At 29.8% G+C, this 23,909-nt stretch carries 19 protein-coding genes; 10 read left to right on the top strand and 9 right to left on the bottom strand.

All coding sequences use genetic code 11. The features are described 5' to 3' along the window. The first annotated feature begins 88 nt into the window (after window positions 1-88). Both gldJ and LPB136_RS06515 read left to right on the top strand, forming a co-directional pair. Window positions 89-1,792, top strand: coding sequence for a gliding motility lipoprotein GldJ (gene gldJ / locus LPB136_RS06520; protein WP_072555351.1), 1,704 nt, complete (start codon window positions 89-91; stop codon window positions 1,790-1,792). A 66-nt stretch (window positions 1,793-1,858) separates the two neighbouring features. Next, on the top strand, window positions 1,859-3,115 hold the full coding sequence (locus tag LPB136_RS06515) for a UDP-N-acetylmuramoyl-tripeptide--D-alanyl-D-alanine ligase (protein ID WP_072555350.1): 1,257 nt from the start codon (window positions 1,859-1,861) through the stop codon (window positions 3,113-3,115). Here LPB136_RS06515 and LPB136_RS06510 read toward each other — a convergent pair. After that, window positions 3,108-3,959 (bottom strand): N-acetylglucosamine kinase, encoded by an 852-nt coding sequence (locus LPB136_RS06510; RefSeq protein ID WP_072555349.1) that lies wholly within the window; start codon window positions 3,957-3,959, stop codon window positions 3,108-3,110. The genes LPB136_RS06515 and LPB136_RS06510 overlap by 8 nt on opposite strands. Window positions 3,960-4,109: 150 nt before the next feature. Between LPB136_RS06510 and LPB136_RS06505 the strand changes: the two genes are divergently transcribed. Beyond that, the gene (locus LPB136_RS06505) at window positions 4,110-4,850 is read left to right on the top strand and encodes a tyrosine-protein phosphatase (RefSeq protein WP_072555348.1); all 741 of its coding nucleotides are present in this window, start codon (window positions 4,110-4,112) and stop codon (window positions 4,848-4,850) included. Here LPB136_RS06505 and LPB136_RS06500 read toward each other — a convergent pair whose 3' ends face one another. The 4 genes from LPB136_RS06500 to LPB136_RS06485 form a co-directional block, all read right to left on the bottom strand. After that, window positions 4,851-6,749: a nucleoside-diphosphate sugar epimerase/dehydratase gene (locus LPB136_RS06500; RefSeq protein WP_072555347.1), complete on the bottom strand. Its 1,899-nt coding sequence runs from the start codon at window positions 6,747-6,749 to the stop codon at window positions 4,851-4,853. A gap of 82 nt (window positions 6,750-6,831) precedes the next feature. Next, entirely contained in the window at window positions 6,832-7,347 is a 516-nt protein-coding gene (locus LPB136_RS06495) for a hypothetical protein (RefSeq protein WP_072555346.1), read from the bottom strand. A gap of 56 nt (window positions 7,348-7,403) precedes the next feature. Continuing rightward, window positions 7,404-10,619 carry a cytochrome c biogenesis protein CcsA gene (locus LPB136_RS06490; protein WP_072555345.1) on the bottom strand — a complete coding sequence of 1,072 codons (3,216 nt, stop codon included), beginning with the start codon at window positions 10,617-10,619 and terminating at the stop codon, window positions 7,404-7,406. A gap of 141 nt (window positions 10,620-10,760) precedes the next feature. Beyond that, complete coding sequence (locus LPB136_RS06485) at window positions 10,761-11,177, bottom strand: hypothetical protein (RefSeq protein ID WP_072555344.1); 417 nt, start codon at window positions 11,175-11,177, stop codon at window positions 10,761-10,763. A 355-nt stretch (window positions 11,178-11,532) separates the two neighbouring features. On the opposite strand from LPB136_RS06485, the gene yaaA reads away from it, so the two are divergent. Then, the gene (gene yaaA / locus LPB136_RS06480; protein WP_072555343.1) at window positions 11,533-12,291 is read left to right on the top strand and encodes a peroxide stress protein YaaA; all 759 of its coding nucleotides are present in this window, start codon (window positions 11,533-11,535) and stop codon (window positions 12,289-12,291) included. Between the two features lie 105 nt (window positions 12,292-12,396). Here yaaA and LPB136_RS06475 read toward each other — a convergent pair whose 3' ends face one another. Together LPB136_RS06475 and LPB136_RS06470 are read right to left on the bottom strand one after the other, a co-directional pair. Beyond that, window positions 12,397-13,821 carry an L-serine ammonia-lyase gene (locus LPB136_RS06475; RefSeq protein ID WP_072555342.1) on the bottom strand — a complete coding sequence of 475 codons (1,425 nt, stop codon included), beginning with the start codon at window positions 13,819-13,821 and terminating at the stop codon, window positions 12,397-12,399. Between the two features lie 90 nt (window positions 13,822-13,911). Continuing rightward, complete coding sequence (locus tag LPB136_RS06470; protein WP_072555341.1) at window positions 13,912-14,253, bottom strand: DUF2853 family protein; 342 nt, start codon at window positions 14,251-14,253, stop codon at window positions 13,912-13,914. A gap of 229 nt (window positions 14,254-14,482) precedes the next feature. Here LPB136_RS06470 and LPB136_RS06465 point away from each other — a divergent pair, with 229 nt between their 5' ends. The 5 genes from LPB136_RS06465 (at window position 14,483) to LPB136_RS06445 (ending at window position 20,733) form a co-directional block, all read left to right on the top strand. Next, on the top strand, window positions 14,483-15,853 hold the full coding sequence (locus LPB136_RS06465) for a tetratricopeptide repeat protein (RefSeq protein ID WP_072555340.1): 1,371 nt from the start codon (window positions 14,483-14,485) through the stop codon (window positions 15,851-15,853). A gap of 85 nt (window positions 15,854-15,938) precedes the next feature. After that, window positions 15,939-16,862, top strand: coding sequence for a polyprenyl-phosphate transporter (locus tag LPB136_RS06460; protein WP_072555339.1), 924 nt, complete (start codon window positions 15,939-15,941; stop codon window positions 16,860-16,862). 35 nt (window positions 16,863-16,897) lie between these two features. Beyond that, window positions 16,898-17,908, top strand: coding sequence for a DUF368 domain-containing protein (locus tag LPB136_RS06455; protein ID WP_072555338.1), 1,011 nt, complete (start codon window positions 16,898-16,900; stop codon window positions 17,906-17,908). Then, on the top strand, window positions 17,886-18,653 hold the full coding sequence (locus LPB136_RS06450) for a shikimate dehydrogenase family protein (protein WP_072555337.1): 768 nt from the start codon (window positions 17,886-17,888) through the stop codon (window positions 18,651-18,653). Before LPB136_RS06455 ends, LPB136_RS06450 begins: the two co-directional genes overlap by 23 nt. Before the next feature lie 187 nt (window positions 18,654-18,840). Further along, complete coding sequence (locus tag LPB136_RS06445; protein WP_072555336.1) at window positions 18,841-20,733, top strand: DUF349 domain-containing protein; 1,893 nt, start codon at window positions 18,841-18,843, stop codon at window positions 20,731-20,733. 70 nt (window positions 20,734-20,803) lie between these two features. Here LPB136_RS06445 and LPB136_RS06440 read toward each other — a convergent pair whose 3' ends face one another. Further along, window positions 20,804-21,577 carry a zinc ribbon domain-containing protein gene (locus LPB136_RS06440; protein WP_072555335.1) on the bottom strand — a complete coding sequence of 258 codons (774 nt, stop codon included), beginning with the start codon at window positions 21,575-21,577 and terminating at the stop codon, window positions 20,804-20,806. A gap of 2 nt (window positions 21,578-21,579) precedes the next feature. Then, window positions 21,580-22,674, bottom strand: coding sequence for a Nif3-like dinuclear metal center hexameric protein (locus LPB136_RS06435; RefSeq protein ID WP_072555334.1), 1,095 nt, complete (start codon window positions 22,672-22,674; stop codon window positions 21,580-21,582). 210 nt (window positions 22,675-22,884) lie between these two features. Between LPB136_RS06435 and lpxK the strand changes: the two genes are divergently transcribed. Beyond that, entirely contained in the window at window positions 22,885-23,907 is a 1,023-nt protein-coding gene (lpxK, locus tag LPB136_RS06430) for a tetraacyldisaccharide 4'-kinase (protein WP_072555333.1), read from the top strand. Window positions 23,908-23,909: the final 2 nt, after the last annotated feature.

Here is a 23,909-nt window from a genome sequence, read left to right as displayed (position 1 = left end):
TTATAAAATAAATAAATTTCTTGTTTGCAATAAGAATTATTGTAAATTGCGAAACTCAAAATTAAGATTTTTTAGATTAAAAAGATACATGAAAAACGTATTAAAATTATTCAGTTTACTAGTCATAGTTAGTTTTATAACTAGTTGTAGAAGTAGTAGAGATTCAAATAAGTCTTCTTTAACAGGTTGGAGTTTTAACGACCCAAGTTATGGAGGTTATATAAAAGGAAAGCATAAAGAAGGTAATAAGGTTCCGGGAGGAATGGTACACATTGAAGGCGGTACTTTTACAATGGGTATGGTTCAAGATGATGTTATGTTTGATTGGAATACAACACCAAGACAAATGCATGTGAGGTCGTTTTATTTAGATGAAACAGAAGTTACCAATGCTGAGTACGGGTTGTTCGTCCAATATATAAAAGACATTTATCCGCCAGAAGAAGATAATTTTAAGCATATTTATAATTCAGTTTTACCAGATACGCTTGTTTGGAGACAAGGTTTAGGTAACACAGAGTTACTTTCAGAAAGTTATTTCCGTCATCCAGCATATTCAGATTATCCAGTAGTAGGTATTAGTTGGACCCAAGCTAACCAATATTGTAAATGGAGAACTAATGCTGTAAACTTAAAAGTTTTAATGGATAAAGGTGTAATGAAAAATATTTTTAGAGAAGATCCAGATTCTATTAAATTTAAAGGTAAAAATAGTTTTGATACAGATGCGTATCTAGCTGATCCATATGCTTTATTTGATGGTGATACAGCAAAAGTATATGACAGAGGTTTACCTGTAGCAAGAAGAAGAGGAGAGGCAAGACCATCAAGAGATAAGTTTAGTGGTCGTCAGGTTTCATCTTCAGATGGTATTTTAGCTCAAAAATTTAGATTGCCAACTGAAGCAGAATGGGAGTTTGCTGCAAAAGCAACTTTTGAAAACCGAGAGTATAATAATGTTCGTGGGCGTAAAAAATATGCCTGGGATGGTAAATATACTAGAGATAAAAGTAGAAGATATAGAGGTGACCAATTAGCTAACTTTAAACAAGGACAAGGAAATTATAGTGGTATTGCTGGTTGGAGTAGTGATGGATCTGATATTCCAATTAAAGTAAAGTCTTACCCGCCAAATGCTTTTGGTTTGTACGATATGTCTGGTAATGTTGCCGAATGGGTTGCGGATGTTTATCGTCCAATTGTAGATTCTGAAGCAAATGATTTTAATTATTTTAGAGGTAATATTTTTACTAAAAAGATGATTGATGAAGATGGTAAAGTTGTTATAGTTGGAGATGGAGAAGTAGAATATGACACGTTAGCAAATGGTAGAATTGTTCCTAAAAATTTACCTGGAAGTGTTAAGTTTATTCCTGTAACTAAGGATCAGACTTTTATGAGAAGAAATTATAAAAATGCAGATAATGTAAGTCTTAGAGATGGAGATAAAGGTTCTTCAAAGTTTTATGAACAAGATGAAGATCAAGTCTCTGGAAATTCTAGAATGTATAACTCACCAGTTAGACCTCAGGCTGAAAGAGATTCCTTAGGTAATGTAACCGAAGGCGATTTGTATAAATATGACTCTAAAAGAAGAACAACTTTAATTAGTGATAAATCTCGAGTATTTAAAGGAGGTTCTTGGGCTGATAGAGAGTACTGGTTAGATCCTGCTCAGCGTAGATATTACCCAGAATATATGGCTACAAATTATATTGGTTTTAGATGTGCTACAGATAAAGTAGGTCCAATGACATTTAAAAAACGTAAGAAAAGAACTCCGCAATACTAATAATATTGATTAAAAATATTACAAACCTCGTTGGATTTTTCAACGAGGTTTTTTTATCTTTCAAAAATGAAAATTGAAGAATTATACAAGCTATATAGTCAACACTTTTTAGTTGAAACCGATACTCGAAAAATTAGAAAAAACACATTATTTTTTGCCTTAAAAGGAGATAATTTTAATGGTAATAAATTTGCAGCAGAAGCGTTGAAAAAAGGAGCTTTATATAGTGTTATTGATGAAATAGAATATCAAACTTCAAAAAATATTATTTTAGTTGACAATGTTTTAAAAACACTACAAGAACTTGCAAATTATCATAGAAGGCAATTAAGTATTCCAATACTTGCATTGACAGGAAGCAATGGAAAAACAACAACTAAAGAACTTATAAATGCTGTTTTAAGTAAACAATATAAAACTACAGCAACTCTTGGCAATCTAAATAACCATATTGGAGTTCCCTTAACCTTACTTTCTATGGATAATAATACTGAAATTGGTATTGTTGAAATGGGAGCTAATCATCCTAAAGAAATTGAATTTTTAAGTAAAATTGTGGAACCGGATTTTGGTTATATAACCAATTTTGGAAAAGCACATTTAGAAGGTTTTGGGAGTTTGGAAGGTGTAATTGAGGCGAAATCTGAATTATATAATTTTTTAAATGAAAATAATAAAACAGTTTTTGTAAATCCTAAAGATACAATTCAACTAGAAAAAACAAATAAAATGATTCGTATTTTGTTTGATGAAAGTATTGGATTTATAGAAGTGAATCCTTTTGTTAAATTATCATTTCAAAATGTAGATGTTCAAAGTAATTTAATTGGAGCTTATAACTTTAGTAACATTGCAGCAGCTATAACTATTGGGCAATACTTTAATGTTTCGTCTAAAGAAATTAAAAATGCTATTGAAAACTATATTTCTACAAACAATAGATCTCAAATTATAGAAAAATTTTCAAACAAAATTATTTTAGACGCTTATAATGCTAACCCTACAAGTATGAAAGCTGCGTTAGAGAATTTTAATATACTTAATGCTGCCAAAAAAACCATAATACTTGGCGATATGTTTGAACTAGGTGAAACTAGCTTAGAAGAGCACCAAAATATAGCGGATTTAGCCTCTTCCTTTTATTTTGATAATGTGTTTTTAATTGGTGAAAATTTTTGTAAAACTGAAACTGATAGTTATCAATTTAAATCATTTGAAGACTTAAAGAAGTACCTTTCTAATAACACTATAGATAATAGCGCTATCCTTATAAAGGGTTCTCGTGGTATGGCTTTAGAAAGAATAGTAGATTGTATTAGTTAATTAAGTTTTTGTGGTATTCTAATAAATTATCTATAGGTCTTCGTATTACACCATTAATTTTTAAATTATGTTTTTTTGCTACTTTTTCTAGAGTATCTCTAAAATAATAAGCAATAGAGCCAATAAAATAAATTGGTGTACTGTTATCTTTTTTAAATGGTAAGACTCTATATTTAAAAAACTCTTGATATCCTTTTTTAATAAGTTTTCTAATATATTTTTCATCTTTAAATTCGAACATGAATTTAGCAAAACTTGCCAAATACATATTTGGATTTGGTTGTCTATATATATTCAATTTTATTGTATCAGCATCTAAAACAAACTGTTTTTCGAATTCTTTCCTTATTTGTTTAGGCATTTTTTTGTAATAATAATCACGAATTAATATTTTGCCAAAATAATTTCCACTTGCTTCATCCATTAAAATATATCCAAGTGAGGGAACTAACATTTGTGTGTTTTCACCGTCAAAGTAACAGCTATTAGATCCTGTTCCTAAAATACAAACAATAGCAGGTTTGTTTCCAGTGGCAGCGTAAACAGCTGCTAACATGTCTTCTGCAATGTATGTTTCTGCATTCACAAATATTTCTTGCATAACTTTACGCAAAATCGCTATTGGTTTTGGTGTTCCGCAGCCAGCACCATAGAAATGAATTTGTGTTACTTTATCTTTAATATCAATAAGTTGAAACATATTAATAATTCTATTTTTCAACTCATCTTCAGCTACAACAGCAGGGTTTAGGCCTAGTGTTCTTACTCTAAATACTTCTTTCTTGTTATTGTCTAAAGCAATCCAATCCGCCTTAGTAGAGCCGCCATCTGCAATTAAAACCATTTTGTAGTATATTATATTATTCAAATATAACTTTTCAAAACTGCATATACAATAACTATTAAAAACTCATACGCTTTCGTTTTAAAATAATTTCTTAATGAAATATTTTAGTATCGACTTAAAGCCTTAATTTTACATAAAAATTTTAAAATGTTTTTTTTTAAGAAAAAAGAGATTCCACTTACTGAGTTTTTTCCTGAAGGGTTTGTTGATATTCATTCACATTTACTTCCAGGAATTGATGATGGCGCTAAAAATTTAGAAGATTCAATTGAATTAATTTCTAAAATGTCTTCCTACGGAATAAATAATTTTATAACAACTCCTCATGTTTTAGGTGATATTTATCCGAATTCTACAAATACTATTTTACAAAAATTAGAAGAGGTTAGAGCTGAATTAAAAAAGAGAAATATGAATACTATTTCTATAAGTGTTGCGGCTGAATACATGTTAGATAATGAGTTTTTTACGCGTTTAAAAAACAATGATATTTTAACATTAAAGGATAATTATATCTTAGTCGAAATGTCTTTTTTTAATGAACCTTTTAATTTATCCGATATACTTTTTCAAATTCAATTAAAAGGATATAGACCTGTTTTAGCGCACCCAGAACGTTATGGTTTTTATCACAATAATTTTGAGGTTTTTTATAAGTTAAAAAAAGCAGGTTTTTTATTTCAGTTAAATTTACTTTCCTTAACTCAGCATTATGGTAAAAGTGTACAGAAAATAGCAAATAAATTAATTGCTGAAAATTTCTACGATTTTGTTGGCACAGATACGCACCATGAAAATCATTTAAAATTACTAGAAAAAATAGGAGCTAAAAAGGTGAAAGAAAAAATCTTTCACCTTTTAGAAAATAACAAAAAAGTTTTTTTATAATTATTTTTTAGTTTCGTCTAAAGTTTCAAATTGCGAATTGTTAGAAATGTACTCAGGTACTATTCCTTTTAATGCGCTAACAGTTAACTCATCATTATGTTCCTTGTTAACATCACAAAGGTGTTCTATTTTTTTTGTAATTACAGGAATGTTTACATTTTGGGTTTTTGCAATCATTATTTTATCATGATATGTTGGTTTAGTATTTTCTCCATTGGCTAATAATTCTTCATATAATTTTTCTCCTGGACGTAACCCCGTAATTTTAATATCTATATCATCTGGATATACTAATCCAGAAAGATGAATCATTCTTTTTGCAATGTTAAAAATCTTTACAGATTTTCCCATGTCAAAAATGTAAATTTCGCCACCATCTCCCATTGTCCCAGCCTCTAAAACTAGTCTACAGGCTTCTGGAATTGTCATAAAATAGCGAGTAATATCTTTATGGGTTACAGTTAATGGACCACCGTTTTCAATTTGTTTTTTGAATAATGGAATAACTGAGCCATTTGACCCAAGTACATTTCCAAAACGTGTAGTAGTAAATTTAGTTTTAATATTCTGATTACTAAGGCAGCTAATATACATTTCGGCAACCCTTTTAGTTGCTCCCATAACATTTGTTGGGTTTACAGCTTTGTCGGTAGAAACCATAACAAAACGATCTACTCCATGTTTTACAGATAAGTCTGCAACCATTTTAGTTCCTCCAACATTAATTTTTACCGCTTCATATGGGCTTCTCTCCATTAAAGGCACATGTTTATATGCTGCTGCATGAAAGACTTTTTGAGGTTTAAAATGAGCGAAAATTTCTTCCATTCTTTTTCCATCTCTAACATCTGCAACAATTGGTGTAAAGTTTTCAATGTCTTTTTGAATTAACTCCTGTTGTAATTCATATAATGGAGATTCTGCTTGATCAACAAGAATTAAGTGCTTATGATTGTATAAACATAATTGTCTAGAAATTTCTGATCCAATTGAACCAGCTGCACCTGTAACTAAAATTACTTTATCATTTACTTCCCTTTGTAGTATTGGGTTGTCTATGGAAATTGGTTTTCTGTCTAGTAAATCTTCAATTTTAATTTGTTTGATTTGATTTGCTTCTAAGTCTCCGCCAATCCATTTAGATAAAGGTGGAACGATTTTAATTTCTAGTCCTAATTTTAAAAGATCGTCTGTTATTTCTAAAATACGTTCTGGCTTTATATTTTGAATAGAAATTACAACCTCATCTATTCTTTTTTTCTCGATAAATTCTTTTGTTATTTGATGTTGACCATAAACTAAAACACGATTTATTTTTTTGCCAATTTTGTTTTTATCGTCATCTATAAAACCAGCAACATCATAACTGTTTTTAGTGTCTCTATTTAATGCACCATATGTAATTAAACCAGAATCTCCCGCACCATAAATCAATACATTGGTTATAGAATCTAGTTCAATTGTAATTATTTCATAAAAAGTTTTAAATATAAACCGACTAAATATCAGTAAAAATGTACTTACCAAATAGTGGATAGCAATTATAGTAAAGGGTATAGTAAAATCTGGTAAAAAATTAAATACCCTATTTATTGATACAGTAATTAGGGTTGTAAAAGACATAATTGTGATTCCAACAAACACATTAAAAGCATCCCTTGTACCGGTATGTCTTATAATTCCTTTGTATGAGCCAACTAATAAAAAACTAATAAGTGCAATTGCAGCTATTATTGGTAGTTGAAAAAATAATTTTTCAGTATCAAAATTTAAACTTGCATTAAAACGAATTATATATGCTATAAAAAATGAGATACAAACTAGTGCTATATCTATGAAAAGTACTAGCCACTTTGAGGCGTACTTATCTAAAATTTTTAATAAAAACTGTCTAACCATTTAGAGTGATGTGATTGTATGTAAAAATACAATTAAAAATTGAATAGTTGTTTTCAGTAGTTGTTTGTTGCAAATGAGGTTGTTAGATCTTTTTCATTTGATTCTTCATCATGGTCATTTGTTCTTTTAACATGCCATGCTTGTCTAGTTTTTTAGCTTCTGCCATTAAGTTAGTAGCTTCTCTTTTCCTTCTTTTAGTCATAGCAATACCAGCTAATTGTAATTTAGCCATTGCTAAATCATGATCCATAGAAAGACCTATTTTTACAGCTTTACGTAAAAACTTTTCAGCTTGTGTAATGTTAGTTTGAGATAACATTATACCGTGAAGGTAATTGTAATAACCTTCTTGTTTTTGAGTTAATGCAGTTGAAGGATTTTTAATATAACCCAACCATTTTTGAGCTCCAGGAAAATTTTGCTTACGTAATTGTAAGAAAGCAAGTAAAATAAACTCATTTTTGAAGTAAAATAAAACAAAGATTCCCGCTAAAAGTAATAATGAAATTCCGTTCATTATATTTCCTTGCGTAAATTGATAAATTGCCCAACCGCCAATTAAAGCTGCAATAGCTAATTTTATATTTTTATGAAACATAGTTTTTTTTTAATTTTTTATTAATAACAAATGTACTTTTTTTATACTGAAAATACTTATCTTTTTTTGTAGTGCTTTTTATATTTTATCCATGCAAATGTTCCTAAAATGGCTACGAAGCCAATAGAATAAAATACAGAACTTGGTGTAATAACTCTATCTCCACTTGCATAAGAATGTAATCCTGATAAGTAAAAATTTACACCAAAATAAGTCATCATTATAGATGCGTAAGCCATTATTGACCATAAGTTAAATGTAAATTTACCGCGTAAACCAGGAATTAAACGCATGTGTAATACAAAAGCATAAATCATTATAGAAACTAGTGCCCAAGTTTCTTTTGGATCCCAACCCCAATAACGTCCCCAACTTTCGTTAGCCCACATTCCACCTAAGAAGTTTCCAATTGTTAGCATTACCAAACCAACCGTTATAGACATTTCATTAATTATAGTCAATTCTTTAATGTTAATATCCATTTTCTTTTTGTTATTCTTAGTAGTAAAAACCATTAAGAATAACGAAACAATTCCTAAAATCATTGCCAAAGAAAAAGGACCGTAACTAGCTACAATAATAGAAACGTGCACTAACAACCACCATGAGTTTAATACAGGCTGTAAATTTGCAATTTCTGGGTCTAACCAGTTTTGATGTGCAAAAGCCAGTGTTATTGACACTAAAAATGCCGTTGCAGCAATTGTTAAAGCAGATTTTCTTCCTAACAACAAACCAAATAACATTGTGGCAAATGCAACAAAAATAATTGATTCATAGGCGTTACTCCAAGGTGCGTTTCCGCTAATGTACCAACGCATTCCAAGACCAATGATATGTGTAATAAATAAAATAATCACTACACCAATAAGTCCTTTTATTATATAGTTTAAGGTTTTGTTATTAGTAAATATCTGTGTAATAACTAATATTATTAATAGAACACCAACAATACCATAACCTATAGCAAGGTTGCTGAAAATGTCAATTTCATTATAAGTTATTTCTAGATCAATTTTTTCCTCTGAAGGACGAACATTTGATCCAAACTTTTTCTGAAATTTTTTAATTCCATCTAAAACACTATTTGCTTCGGTGTAATCTCCAGTTTGTTTAGCATTTTGTAATAGTTGAATATAAACAGGTAAAGATTGGCGAACAAATACGGAATCAATTCCTTTAAAACCAGCATTTAATGTTTCTGGTTGAGAAACCCATTTGTTGTTTTCTTCATTAGGAATAGGGAATATACGCATTACATTACCGCCTAAAGCACTTGTGTAAAGCCAAACTCTTCTTCCAATTTTTATAACATCTTTCTCAAATTTATCTTGAATATTTTTCTTTTGAGCTTCAATTATATAGTTGTCAATTTTTGAAACACCATTTTCGCCATAAAAATCATACAAACGAGCATGAGTAGCTGTTTGAGGTAAATTTAAAATTTCACGAATTTTTGTATTTCCTTCTTCTAAATAAATGAATGGAATTCTTTCTGCCCAAAAACTTGGATTTTCTCTTATTGATAATAAAACCTGACTAGGGTTCATGTCTCTAAAAGTATCAGCATGACTTACTTTTCTCACCAATTCCGATGCAAAAGTATGTGCTGGTTTCATACGTCCTCCAGCATCTTGAATTACTAATTTGCTAAAAGATTTTGCATGTTCCGCATCAACAATGTTTGCTTTTAAAACAGAATCAATTTGAGCTTCAGTAACTTGTATTAATTGATGTTGTTGGTGTTTTTTAACAGTTTGCTGAGGAGCATGATTATGTCCGTCGTTTTCTGTGTGAACATGTTCTTGCCCAAAACTAAGTCCAAAGAAAAACAAGAAACCAATTACAGACATTGTTAATTTTTTCTTTCTAATTTTTCTCAAACTTTTCTTTAAACTATGAAAATGAGTATTCTTAACAAATAACATTGCTAATAAACCTCCGTATAATAAAAAGTAACCAATGTATGTTATTAAAGTTCCCCAATAGTCATGATTTACTGAAAGGTGCGTTTGTTCTATTTTTTCACCAGCATTTTTATAACTAGACTGAAAAAACTTGAATCCTTTATGGTCTAAAATATGATTCATGAAAATTCTATAATCAAATGTATTGTCTTTGTCAATAACGGTAACCTCACTTGCGTAAGAAGCAGCACTTTCTGAACCTGGATATTTTTCTAATTGAAAATCATTCAGTTTAATATTAAATGGAATTAATAATTCTTTTGCGCCATACCAAGCTCTAAAATTTAAACCACCAACAGAAAACTGTTTTTGTCCATCTGTATTATACTGTCCTCCAGTAAATTCTATTCTTTCTGTTTGGTTATTTGCAGTTACATCAAAAATTACAGCATCGTATTTTGTTTTATCTTTTTTACCGCTAATAGTTTGTATTTCTCCTTTTTCTGCAGGTCTTGGAATTACAAATTGTAAACCAGCTACATTGTGTAAGGTTAAATATTGGAAGTGTTGTGCAGAATCTTTTACAATTGCTCCTTTTTTCTGGTCTGCCATTCTAAGCCAATCTCCATCAGCTTTCGTCTTCATTTGTAAACTTCCATTCTCATTATAAAAATTGATTGACGCATTGTTTTCAGGCGCTTCAAAACCAACTAATATATTATGAATATTCTGTATAGTTCCTTTTTTAATATAATGCTCGTGTCTGCTTCCTTCTGAACTTTCTACTAAAAATAAATGTTCAACGCCGTTTTCATCCAAAACCATTTTCTTTTCAGCCCAAGGAATATAATCAACTAATTTAAAATCGATTTTATTTGCTGCTGCACTTTTTTTAGGTTGAAAGGTAGCGCTAAATTCTTTGCTGTTTTTCCCCCAAGCAGTTAGCAAAAGCTTTTCGTTTATTTCCTTTTGAAACTCGCTATTATCTACAATTACGTTTAAGTATGTTGTTTCTGATAACAATTTATTAGTAGTTTCTCCTTCATCAATAATCATCATTCCTTCATAACCAATATAACGCGTAATACCTGCGCCAATTAAGATTAATAAAAATGAAACATGAAATAATAAAACCGACCATTTTTCTTTTTTGTACAAACGATATCTGAAAATATTTCCAAAGAAATTTATAACAAACAAGAGCATAATTAGCTCAAACCACCAAGTATTGTAAACAAGGGCTTTAGAGGTTTGTGTTCCGTAATCGTTTTCTATAAATGTGGCAATACCCATTGCGGCAGCAAAGAGTATAAATAATATTGCCATTAAACGTGTTGAGTAGAGTAAATTGAATATTTTTTTCATCCGAATTCGGTACTTTTTAAGTCGCACAAATTTACGGATAAAAGCAGAAAAAACAGTGTATATTTCACTGTTTTTTTAATGAATATTTACAATGAAATGAAAAGTGAGTTTTAGGTATTTTGTGTATTTTTCTTATTTATATTACAAGTTCTTATTCTTTAAAGTTAAATAGTTGTTTTTTCCTAATGTTATATAATATAACGGATATAGAAAACCGATTAAAGCAAATCCAATTAAAAAGTTCAAGTCAATTTTTAGTGCGTATTTTCCAAGAAAATAAAATGACATTATTCCTGTACAAATTGGTAAAATCCAAGCTCCATATTTAAATCCAGTTAATTTTAAAACTGTTGGTTTGCCTTCAATAGTATTTAACTCAATTTTTTGACTACGACACCAATCTATTTTTGCGAAAATCTCGTGCTTTCCGTTTTCAACTTCATATTCTTGAGTTTCTCCGTCATTTATTGTTCCGGCTTTTTCTCTATCAATATAAATTCCGATTTCTCTAGCTTTATTGTTCCATTCAGAACTTCTTTCAATTATAATTTTTGTCATTTTTTTCTTTTTCTAAAAATAGTAGCAATCACAAATGCAAATTTACATTCAAGCTGATGAAATTACTTGATTTTTCCTTTAAAAACCAGCTAAATTTGCAATGATTAAGTTCTTTAAAACTTTCCGAAGGATCATAATCATTTTTTGTAATTACAGAATGGAATTCGCTAATGTAAAAGAATATCCATTGTTTTAATTGTGGATATTCAACGTTAGCGAAGTTACTTAAAAAGGAATTTAGAAACAAACTAAATATTAGTCATCAGTTTTTTCTATTTTGATATAAAATTTATTTTCCAAATCATTTTGAAAAACATCAACTAGAATTGTATTTTTACACATAAGAAATTACAATATGAAAATAATTATATCTCCAGCAAAGTCTTTAGATTTTGAAAGTAAAGTGCCTACAAGTTTACATACAGAACCACAGTTTTTAGAGCAATCTGAAAAACTGAATAAGAAACTGAAAACATTATCTAGAAAGAAGCTTTCTGAATTAATGAAGATTTCAGATGATTTAGCTGCTTTAAATTATGAAAGAAATCAAACTTGGGAAACGCCATTTACTCCAGACAATGCAAAACAAGCAATTTATGCTTTTACAGGAGCGGTTTTTCAAGGGATTGACGTAAATTCTTTATCTGAAGAAAAATTACCAGTATTACAAGATAATTTACGAATACTATCGGGTTTATATGGTTTATTAAAACCGCTAGATTTAATACAGCCTTACCGATTAGAAATGGGAACACGTTTAAAAGTTGGAAGAACTGAAAACTTGTACAAGTTTTGGGGAGATGAAATTGCAAATGCACTAAACGAAGAAATTAGTGATGATGAATTGTTTATAAACCTTGCAAGTTCAGAGTATTTTAAAGCGGTAAATAAAAAGGTCTTAAAAGTACCAATGATAACGCCTGTTTTTAAAGATTTAAAAAACGGAGAGTATAAAATTGTAATGACTTATGCTAAAAAGGCAAGAGGTTTAATGGTTCGTTATATTATTGAGAACAACGTTAAAACTATTGAAGAATTAAAAGGTTTTAATGTTGATAAGTATCGTTTTTCTGAAGGAATGTCTAATGAAACGGAATTGGTTTTTACAAGATAGTGCTCAGTTTTCAGTTCACAGTCTTCAGTAGGCAGTCTTAGGTGTTTATTGCGTACAGTTGAATACTGTCAACTGAATACTGAAAACTGCCTACTGAAAACTGAATCAACAATCAACCATTCTTACGGTAACCGCTAAACCACCTTCAGAGGTTTCTTTGTAGTTTTTATTCATGTCTTTTGCGGTTTCCCACATAGTGTCAATTACGTCATCTAAATGTACTAAAGATTCTTTTGGGTCAGTTTCTAATGCAATTTCTGCGGCATGAATTGCTTTTATTGCGCCCATTGAATTACGTTCAATACAAGGAACTTGTACTAAACCGGCAATTGGATCGCAAGTTAAACCTAAATGATGTTCCATGGCAATTTCTGCGGCAGACAAACATTGTGCGGGAGTTCCGCCTAATAGTTCTGTTAAAGCTCCAGCTGCCATTGCTGAGGAAACTCCAATTTCTGCCTGACAACCTCCCATTGCTGCGGAAATTGTAGCGTTTTTCTTAAAAATACTACCAATTTCTCCTGCGGTTAATAAGAATTTTTTAACGTGGTTAAAATTTGCGTCATGGTTTTCTATCACCATATAATACATTAAAACTGCAGGAATTACTCCTGCACTTCCATTTGTAGGAGCTGTTACAACTCTACCCAATGCAGCATTTACTTCATTTACAGAAAGGGCAAAACAGCTAACCCATTTTAAAATTTCTCTAAATTTTACTTCGCTACTTCTAATTGCAGATATCCATTCATCTGGGTTGGAGTAAACAGCATCTTTAATCAATTTTGCTTGTGTATCAAAAGCACGTCTTTTTACATTTAATCCGCCGGGAAGTTTTCCTTCAGTGTGGCAGCCAATGTACATGCATTCTAACATTGTTTCCCAAATTCTATTCAATTCAAAATCAATTTCATCAGAAGAACGGAGTTCTAATTCATTTTTTAAAACGATATCAGAAATTTGTAAATTTTCTTTTTCGCAATATTCTTCTAATTGAATAGCTCTATTTATAGGAAACGGAAAGTTCTTTTTTGTGATTTCTATTTCTTCTTCTAAATGATCGTTTTCTTGAACAATAAATCCACCGCCAATAGAATAATAAGTTTCTGTTGAGATTTCTTTTCCGTTAGAAAAACCTTTAAAAGTCATTCCGTTTGAATGAAAAGGCAAAAAACCTCTATTAAAAACAATAGAATTTTTTAAAAATTTAATTTTATTTCCACCTTTAAAATAAATTTCTTCTTGTGTATTAATTCTATCCACAATTATAAAAACATCTTCAATAGGTATGTATTCTGGGTCTGCTTCACTTAAGCCTAAAAGAATAGCTAAATCTGTTGCGTGCCCTTTTCCTGTTAAAGAAAGTGAGCCGTACAGATGCACTTCTATAGTGTCTATAGCACCTAAAATATTTGTTTCTCTTATTTTTTGAACCCAAGCCATGGCAGCTCTCCATGGTCCTAATGTGTGTGAGCTAGATGGGCCAACGCCAATCTTGAGCATATCGAAAACACTAATAAATTGTGACATTCTTAAATAACTACATTTAAATTGCTGTAAATGTAAAAAATCCAACTCAATGAGTTGGATTTTTTTATAATATTATAATAAAAATTATTTTTAGAAACCGTAAACAGATTCTTTATCAAATTTTTTCATTAGCATGTAATATACTACTGCTCTATATTTATTTCTTTCGGATTTTCCAATTCTTTCCATAACTTCAGCAATACCTGCATCTAATTCAGGGCTATCAGCTAAACCTAATTTTTTCATCAAGAAGTTTTTCTTAACCGTTTCTAATTCTTTAGCGTCAGAGCCAGATACAGTTTCAGCATCTTTTTTATAAATTGATGGACCTAATCCTTTTGTTACGGCTTTTAATAAATCTGTGTTAGAGCGTAAATCTCTATCATCCATAAATTTTTTATACAATGCTACTTTTTCGTCAAACTTGCTCATGATTTTTTGTTTTATAGGTTAACTTCTTTTTTTTGAAAATTCAAATTAAGATTCCAAATATAAAAAAATAATAATGGAATATCAAAAAGAATTTTAAATCAGCCTATTAGCAGTTAACAATCAATAAAATCAACGATTTGTTAATTAAATTGTTGAAAACAAAAACGCATTGTTTCTAAGCGGCATTATAGTTGTAGTACATTTAGAGTGTAATTCTAAACCTTTGCCTATGTCTTTATCAAAGTTTGAATCGATGCTTAAAACAAATAATATTTATTTTTTCGATTTGGTTGAGTTTGAGGAAATTATAGTTCACTATCTTGATGTGGGTAAACATTCTTTAGCTAGAAAAGCAGTTAAACTTGGGATGGAACAACACCCAACTTCTGTAGATCTAAAACTACTACAAATAGAACTCCTTATTTTTGAGAATAAACTAGAAGAAGCAACGCTGTTAGTTAAGAGGTTGGAAGTAGTTTCTCCTCAAAACGATGAGGTTTTTATTCAAAAAGCTACTATTTTATCTAAAAGTGGAGCGCATTTAGATGCTATCAAAAATCTTGAAAAAGCATTGGCTTTTTCTGATGACAAAGCAGATATTTGGTCTTTAATAGGTATGGAATACTTGTATTTAGATGATTACGATAATGCTCGTTTAAACTTTATACAATGTGTTGAAGTAGATTTTGAAGATTACTCATCACTTTATAATGTTGTGTATTGTTTTGACATGCAAGAAAATCATGAGCAAGCTATAAAGTTTTTAAATTCTTACGTAGATAAAAATCCATATTGCGAAGTAGCTTGGCATCAATTAGGGAGACAGTATTTTACCCTAAATATGTTTAAAGAAGCATTAACTTCTTTTGATTATTCGGTTTTAATTGATGAGAGTTTTATTGGAGGTTATTTAGAAAAAGCTAAAACTTTAGAAGCGTTAAATCGTTATGAAGAAGCAATAGATAATTATTTAATTTCTTTAGAATTAGATGATCCAACAGCATTTGCGTATACAAGAGTAGGAGAGTGTTATGAGAGATTAGGAAAGAAAGAAGTTGCAATTAGATATTATAAAAAAGCCGTACATGAAGATCCTTTGTTAGATAAAAGCTGGTTGTTGTTAACTAACTTGTATTATGAGCAAAAAGAGTATCAAAAAGCAGCATATTATATAGGGAAAGCATTGAAAATAGATGATGCAAATCCAATGTATTGGCATAAATACTCCAGCATCAATTTAAAATTAAACTTTTTTGAAGAAACTGTAAAAGGTTACAAAAAGTGTATGGAGTTGGGAGATATTGATCTTGAAATTTTTACAGCGCTATCAGATGTTCAACTATTTTTAGGTGATTTTAATGATGCTTTAAAGACTATTTTTGAAGCACAGAAAATATATAAAGATTTTGCCGAATTAGAATATAGGTTAGCGGGATTGTTTTTTATATTGAATAAAGAAAACTACGGTAGAGATCATTTAATTAACGGAATGAAAATAGATTATGAGTACCATATAATAATACAAGAATTGTATCCAGCAGTTTTTGATAATGTTAAGATTCAGCAATTATTAAAAAATTATAAGAAAGCTATAGAATAATAAAATTTCTTTTACAGTTAAGCCGAGCATTTATGTTCGGTTTTTTTATGTTTTTAAACTATCTTCGCCACAAACAAACTAAACAATGAGTAGAACATTAAAAGACTATATTTTTATAGGTTGTAAAGGATTAGCAATGGGAGCAGCAGATGTTGTTCCAGGAGTTTCTGGAGGTACAATTGCTTTTATTTCGGGTATTTATGAAGAATTGTTAGAGAGTATAAGTAATATAAATTTAGATTTATTTAAAACCCTTAAAAAAGAAGGTTTTTCAAGTGCTTGGAAACAGTTAAATGGTAATTTTTTATTAGCATTGTTTTCAGGTATTTTTATAAGTATTGTTTCACTAGCAAAAGCCATAAAATGGTTGTTAGAAAATGAACCAATTTTATTGTGGTCTTTTTTCTTCGGATTAGTTTTGGCAAGTATTATTTACATTGCTAAACAAATTACAAAATGGAACGTAGTTTCTTATGTTTTATTGGTTTTAGGAGCTGTTTTGGCGTATTATATAACAACTTTAAATCCTTTAATATCTGAAAGTTCTTCGCCTTTGTTTATGTTTTTAGCGGGAGCAGTTGCAATTTGTGCTATGATTTTACCGGGAATTTCAGGTTCTTTTATTTTAGTTTTATTAGGTGCTTATAAGCCAATTTTAGAAGCCATAAATAATAGAGATTTAAAAACAATAGCATTAGTAGGAGCAGGAGCATTTGTGGGTTTACTAACTTTTTCTAGAGTTTTAAAATGGTTGTTTACCCACTATAAAAATTACACATTGGTAGCGTTAACAGGTTTTATTATTGGTTCTTTAAATAAAATTTGGCCTTGGAAAAAGGTGTTAACATATCGTTTAAATTCTCATGGAGAAAACGTGCCTTTTAATGAGCAGTCTGTTTTACCAACTTCTTTTGATGGAGATCCTAAAATTGTATTTGGAATTGTATTAATGATTGTTGGTTTTTCGCTAATTTTATTACTTGAAAAATTAGCGGTTAAGAAGAATTAATTTTACGTAACTTCGTCTCCGACAGTTACCAAACAATGTATAAATCTAGAACTTTATCTAATAAAATAGGGCTTTTTCTTAAAGGACTAGCTATGGGCGGCGCAAACAAAGTTCCTGGAGTTTCTGGAGGAATGGTTGCTTTTGTTATAGGTTTTTATGAAGAGTTAATCTTTAGCTTTAGACGTATAAATAAAAAAGCATTTTTATTGCTTTTTAACGGTAGGTTTAAGAGTTTTTCTCAATACACCAATTTACCTTTTTTAATGCTTATACTTTCTGGAACTATGTTTAGCTATTTTAGCATATCGTTAGTTTTAGACTATTTCTTAAAACATTATGAACTCTATGTTTGGTCTTGGTTCTTCGGAATGATTATAGGCTCAATTTATTATATATCTAAAGATTTTGGAGTTTGGAGAGCTAAAGATATTGTAAGTTTAATTATTGGAATTTCAGTTGGAGTTGCAATTAGTTTTTTATCGCCTGCAAAAGAAAATGATAATTTATGGTTTGTTTTTCTTTGCGGAATTATTAGCGTTTCTGGAATGACGCTCCCTGGGCTTTCAGGCTCTTTTATCTTGATTCTTTTGGGTAATTATGTATTGCTTTTGGTAGATAGTGTAAATGCCTTTTTAGGAATAGTAACTAATTTGTTTTTAGGGAATTTTGATGTTTTAAGTGATCCAGAAAATATTCGATTCTTAAAAATTATAAGTGTTTTTACAACGGGATCTGCATTTGGATTGGTTTCTATATCGCATGTTTTAGGATATGTTTTAAAACACTGGAATCAGATTGTAAATGCAATTATTATAGGATTTATAACAGGCTCATTAGGTATTGTTTGGCCTTGGAAAAAAACACTGTTTGTACAAGAAAATGGAACAGCGCTTATAGATATAAATGGAGATAAAATTATTGAAAACTACCAACGTTATTTGCCAAATTTACAAATGACAGAAACATGGTTCGCAATTTTTTTTATTGTATTTGGAATCGCATTAATATTAGGAATAGATTTTTATGGACGTAGAAGAAAAAAATAAATTGTTTGCACTTGTTGGAAAAGATATTTCGTACTCTTTTTCTAAAGGATATTTTACTGAAAAGTTTCAGCAATTAAAATTAGATAAGAATACATATGTAAATTTTGATATTCAATCTATTGATAAGTTGCCAAAATTAATAGCAAAAAATAAGGAAGAACTTGGTGGTTTAAATGTAACCATACCTTATAAAGAAGCTGTAATTCCGCTGTTAGATAAAATGTCTAAAGCTGCAAAGAAAATTGGAGCGGTAAATACGATTAAAGTGACCAAAAAAGGTTTGTTGAAAGGTTACAATACAGATGTGTATGGTTTTCAGAAATCTATAGAACCGTTGTTAAAAGAACACCATACAAAGGCGTTAATTTTAGGAACTGGTGGCGCTTCTAAAGCTATTGCTTTTTCACTTAAAAAACTTGGAGTTTCGTTTAAGTTTGTGAGTAGAAATCCGCAGGGGAAGAAACAAATAGGGTACAATAAACTAAAGAAAGCAGTAATACAAAAACATACAATTATTATAAATTCTACGCCTTTAGGCACGCATCCAGATGTGTTTAATTATCCATCAATACCGTATGAGTTTTTAACTGAAAAACATTTATTATTCGATTTAATTTACAACCCTGCAGAAACAGCTTTTTTAACTAAAGGTAAAGAAAGAGGGGTAACTATTAAGAATGGGTTAAGAATGTTGGAGCTGCAAGCCGAAAAATCTTGGCAAATTTGGAACGGAATTAAAGAGTAGAAATACCTGCATAAATAGGCTGCGTTAGGGATTGAAACGGCATCCTTTATTATAAAAAAATGCGATAGCATTTATGTATAATAAAGATATAGTGTAAAGCCCGCCCGAACGCCCAAATATTAATTTGCTGTTTTTGGAATACATTGTTATCTTTACGTACTAATATTAGAACTTAAACATTGTAGATATGTTGGATAAAAATGAAAATCCTGAAAAGGAAGTTGAAAATGTTGATGTTAATCCGTTAACAAACACCGAAGAAGCTGTAGAGAACCTTGAGAGTTCTGAAGCAGAGGCGCCAGAAACCACTGAAGTAATTGAGGCTATTGATAATCAGGTTGCTGAAGATGCAGAAAAATCTGACGAAAAAAATGAAATTCCGATGCTCGATTATGAGTCTATGGAATTAGAAGGTTTGGTAGAAGAGCTTGAAAAGTTGGTTAAAAACAATCCTGTACAGCAAATAAAAACAAATGCAGATGCTATTAAAAATGCTTTTAATAGTAAGTTTGGTAAGTTATTGTCTGATAAAAAAGAAGCTTTTTTAGCGGAAGGTGGTAATGTTATTGATTTTCAGTTTTCGAGTCCAATAAAATCTTCTTACAATACACTTTTAGGAGAATATAAGACTAAAAGAGATGCTTACTACAAAGCGTTAGAAGGGCAGCTTAAGGCAAATTTAGATAAGCGAAATCAAGTTATTGATGCGCTTAAAGAACTTATAGAAAGTGGTGATGCAAAAACCATGTATAACGATTTTAAAGGCCTGCAAACTCAGTGGAAAAGTATTGGACCCGTGCCAAGAACTAAGTATAATGATACTTGGAAAATTTACCATCATCATGTAGAGCGTTTTTACGATTTATTACACTTAAGTAAAGATTTTAGAGAGTTAGATTTTAAGCATAATTTAGAAGAGAAATTAAAGTTAATTGCACGAGCAGAAGGTTTAGCTGCAAAAGATAATATTAACGATGCTTTTAAAGAATTACAAGATTTACACAAGCTTTGGAAAGAAGAAATTGGTCCTGTAAGTAAAGAGTACCGAGAAGATGTATGGCAAAAATTTAGCAAAGCAACTAAGGTTATTCATGATAAACGACATGACCATTTTCGTGCTTTAAAATCTCAATATCAGGGTATTATTGATGTTAAATTAGCAGTTATTGAAAAAATAGATGCGTTTGATACTTCTAATAATAAAACGCATAAAGATTGGCAAAATAGTATTAAAGGAATTGAAGCTTTACGTAAAGAGTATTTTGATGCTGGTAAGTTGCCTTATGCAAAGAGTGAGGCTGTTTGGCAAAAATTTAAAGGTGCAACAAAGAAATTTAATGCTGCTAAGAATACTTTTTATAAACATGAAAAAGGAAGTCAGAATGATAATTTAAAGCAAAAAATGGCTTTAATTGAATTGGCTGAAAGTTTAAAAGAAAGTGAAGATTGGGAAGAGTCTACAAATACAATGAAACGTATTCAATCTGATTGGAAAAAAATTGGTCATGTGCCGCGTAAATTTTCTGATGATATTTGGAAACGTTTTAAAGCAGCTTGTAATTTTTATTTTGATAGATTACATGCTCGTAAAAATGAATTAAATAAAGAACAACAAGTTGTTGTAGATACTAAAGTAGCCTATTTAGAAGCATTTAAATCGGAAGAGACTTCTTCTTTAGATGCCGTGAATTTAGCTATTGAAAAATGGAAGGAATTAGGTAGTTTGCCAAGAAATATGCGTCATTTAGATGGTAAATTTAATAAACAGATAGATGCTGCTTACGAAAAATTAAATCTTGGTAAAGAAGAAGTTGCCATGATGAAATTTAAGAATGTTATTAATAGTTACTTAGATCAAGAAGATTTTAGAAAACTAGATAATGAGCAATTCTTTTTACGTAAGAAAATTGATGAAACCGTTAGAGAGATGCAACAGTTAGAGAATAATTTAAGTTTTATTTCTAATGCTACTGAAGATAATCCGTTTGTTATTAATGTTAGACAAGGTATTAATAAACATAAAGAAGATTTAGATGTTTGGCAATTAAAGTTAGATTATCTAAAGAAATTAAAATACTAGATTTAGTGTTTCTATAAAATAAAAAACTCGAAGCTAAGCTTCGAGTTTTTTATTTTATAATTAAAAAAGATTAAGCAAAAATCTTGTCAATTTTTTGTTTTTCCTCTTCAGCTAAAGCAGCATCCACTAAGATTCTACCACTGTGCTCATCAATAGTAATTTTCTTTCTGTTTGCTATTTCTAATTGTACTTGTGGTGGTATTGTAAAGAAAGATCCTCCAGAAGCTCCACGCTCAATAGAAACTACAGCTAAGCCGTTTTTTACTTTATTTCTAATTCTAGAATAAGCAGCAAATAAATGTGCGTCTAAAGATTTAGAAAATTCTTCAGATTTAGATTTTAAAAGTGCTTCTTCCTTTTCAGTTTCTTTTAAGATAGCATCTAGTTCAGATTTTTTGTGTCCTAAATGAGTTTCTTGTCTGTTTAATTTTTCCGTAGTTGTAGCAATTACTTGTTTCTTTTGCTCAATTTTAGCCTTAAACTCGTTAATACGTTTTTCAGCTAATTCAATTTCTAATTCTTGATATTCAGTTTCTTTAGCTAAAGAGTCAAACTCACGATTGTTACGTACGTTCTTTTGTTGCTCTTCGTATTTTGCCATTAGCGCTTTACTTTCGTCAATTGCTAATTTTTTGTTTTTAATATCTGTTTCAAGATTAGTAACATCTTCACCTAAGTTAGAAACACGGGTATTTAATCCGGCAACTTCATCTTCTAAATCTTCTACTTCTAAAGGTAATTCTCCACGTACATTTCTAATTTCATCTATTCTAGAGTCAATTAATTGTAAGTCGTACAGTGCTCTTAATTTCGCTTCAACCGTAATTTCTTTCTTTTTTGCCATGTTTAAAAATAATATATTGGGTTCGTACTTTTTTCTGATAAAATGACCGCAAATTTAGTAAATTTTTTCGAGAGATACTCAACTAAAAGGTTTTTTGTAAACTGTTCACTTTCATAATGACCAACATCTGTTAATAAAATTTTATTTTCAGCTTTAAAAAACTCGTGATACTTAAAATCTGCACTTATATAAGCATCTGCTTTTTGTTGAATTGCATTGTTAATAGCAAAACTTCCTGAGCCACCTAAAACAGCAACTTTTTTAATTTTCTTATCTAATTTATTAGAATGACGCACACAGCCAGTTTTAAATTTTTTTTTCACTAATTTTAAAAAAGCGTCTTCTGTTATTGCTGAAGGAAGCTCGCCAATCATTCCCATTCCTATATTTTGATTGTAGTTTTCTAAAGTGATAATTTCATAGGAAACTTCTTCGTAAGGGTGATATTTATATAGTGTTTGTAGAATTTTACTTTCTAGGTAGCTTTCAAAAATGAACGTAATACAAGTTTCTTCTTCAAACCTTAATTCACCTGTATTACCAACAACAGGATTAGAGTTTTCATTTCCTTTAAAACTACCTTTTCCTTCCATGTTAAAACTACAATTGCTATAGTTTCCTATTTTACCAGCGCCAACTTCAAAAAGTTTTTCTCGTATGTTATTTGCTTGGGCAAACGGAATGTAAGTGGTTAATTTTTTAATGATATTTTTTTTAGGAAGTAATACTTGCGGGTTTTTAATTCCTAAAACTTCACACATCTTAGCAGAAACCCCTAAATGAGTATTGTCTAAAGCGGTGTGCGTTGCATAAATAGCAATATCATTTTTTATAGCTTTTAAAACTACGCGTTCAACATAATTATTGCCGTTTAATTTTTTTAATCCGCCAAAAATAATGGGATGAAAACTAACTATTAAGTTACAATTCTTAGCTATAGCTTCGTCAATAGTTTCTTCTAAAGTATCTAAAGTAACTAATACTCCTGCAACTTCTGTGGCGTAATTACCAACTAACAAACCAACATTGTCAAAATCTTCAGCATAAGAAAGTGGTGCAAGTTCTTCTAAATAATTGGTTATGTCTTTTATTTTCATTTGTAAATAATTTGTTAAAGTACCAAAGTTAAGATTTTAATTAGAGAAATACCTCAATGTTTTTACATTGAGTTTCCTTAAAACTGTCATTCCTGTAAAACAGGAATCTAAAAAAAATATATTTTACAATCTTTAAGCATAAATCTACTTAAAACTTTAAATGATGTATCTTGAACAAGAAATTTATATAAATTTTTTATTTTCGCAGTAATGAAACTACTTCGTTTTTTATTATTTCCAATTGCTGTTATTTATGATTTGATTACTTCAATTCGTAATTTTTTGTTTGATAAAGGAATTTTTAAATCAACTACGTTTAATATACCAGTAATAGCTGTCGGAAATTTAAGTGTTGGCGGAACTGGAAAAACGCCTCAGATTGAATATTTAATAAGACTTTTAAAGGACAAAAACAAAATTGCAGTTTTAAGTAGAGGTTATAAAAGGAAATCAACAGGCTTTTTATTGTTGAATAAAGATCACTCTGCAGAAGATGTTGGTGATGAGCCTTTACAGTATTTTAAAAAGTTTAATAATATTAGAGTCGCAGTTGATGCTGATAGAACAAATGGTATTATACAATTATTAAAAGGTGAAAATCCACCAGAGATTGTTTTATTAGATGACGCATATCAACATAGAAAAGTAAAAGCAAGTCTCTATATTTTACTTACAAAATACAACGATCTGTTTACGGATGATTTTCTATTGCCAACAGGAAATTTAAGAGAAAGTAGGAGTGGAGCAAAAAGAGCAAATATTATTGTTGTTACTAAATGTCCAGCAGATTTATCTATAGAAGAACAACAAAAAATAAGAAGCAAAATAAATGTAGAGAAGCATCAACAATTGTTTTTTACAAGTATTTCTTATGATGAAAATATAAGTGGAAGCGAAAGTATTTCGGTTAATGATTTAAAAACTTACGAAGTAGTTTTAGTAACTGGAATAGCAAACCCAAAACCGTTAACTACTTATTTAGCGAATAAAAATGTAAACTATACACATCTTAATTTTCCTGATCATCATGCTTTTTCAACAAAGGATATTGTTGGTATTCAAAATACATTTAATGCTATTTCATCAGATAAAAAAATAATTTTAACAACAGAAAAAGATTATGTTCGTTTAGAAGATAAATTGAAAGATGTTAGTTGTTTAGGTATCAAAACAAACTTTTTATTGGAAGATAATTTATTTGATGAGGTAATAAAAAGTCATATTAAATGTTAAAT

The organism is Tenacibaculum todarodis, from assembly GCF_001889045.1.
In the GTDB taxonomy this organism is placed as follows: Bacteria; Bacteroidota; Bacteroidia; order Flavobacteriales; family Flavobacteriaceae; genus Polaribacter; species Polaribacter todarodis.
This window is presented reverse-complemented; position numbering and strand designations above follow the sequence as displayed.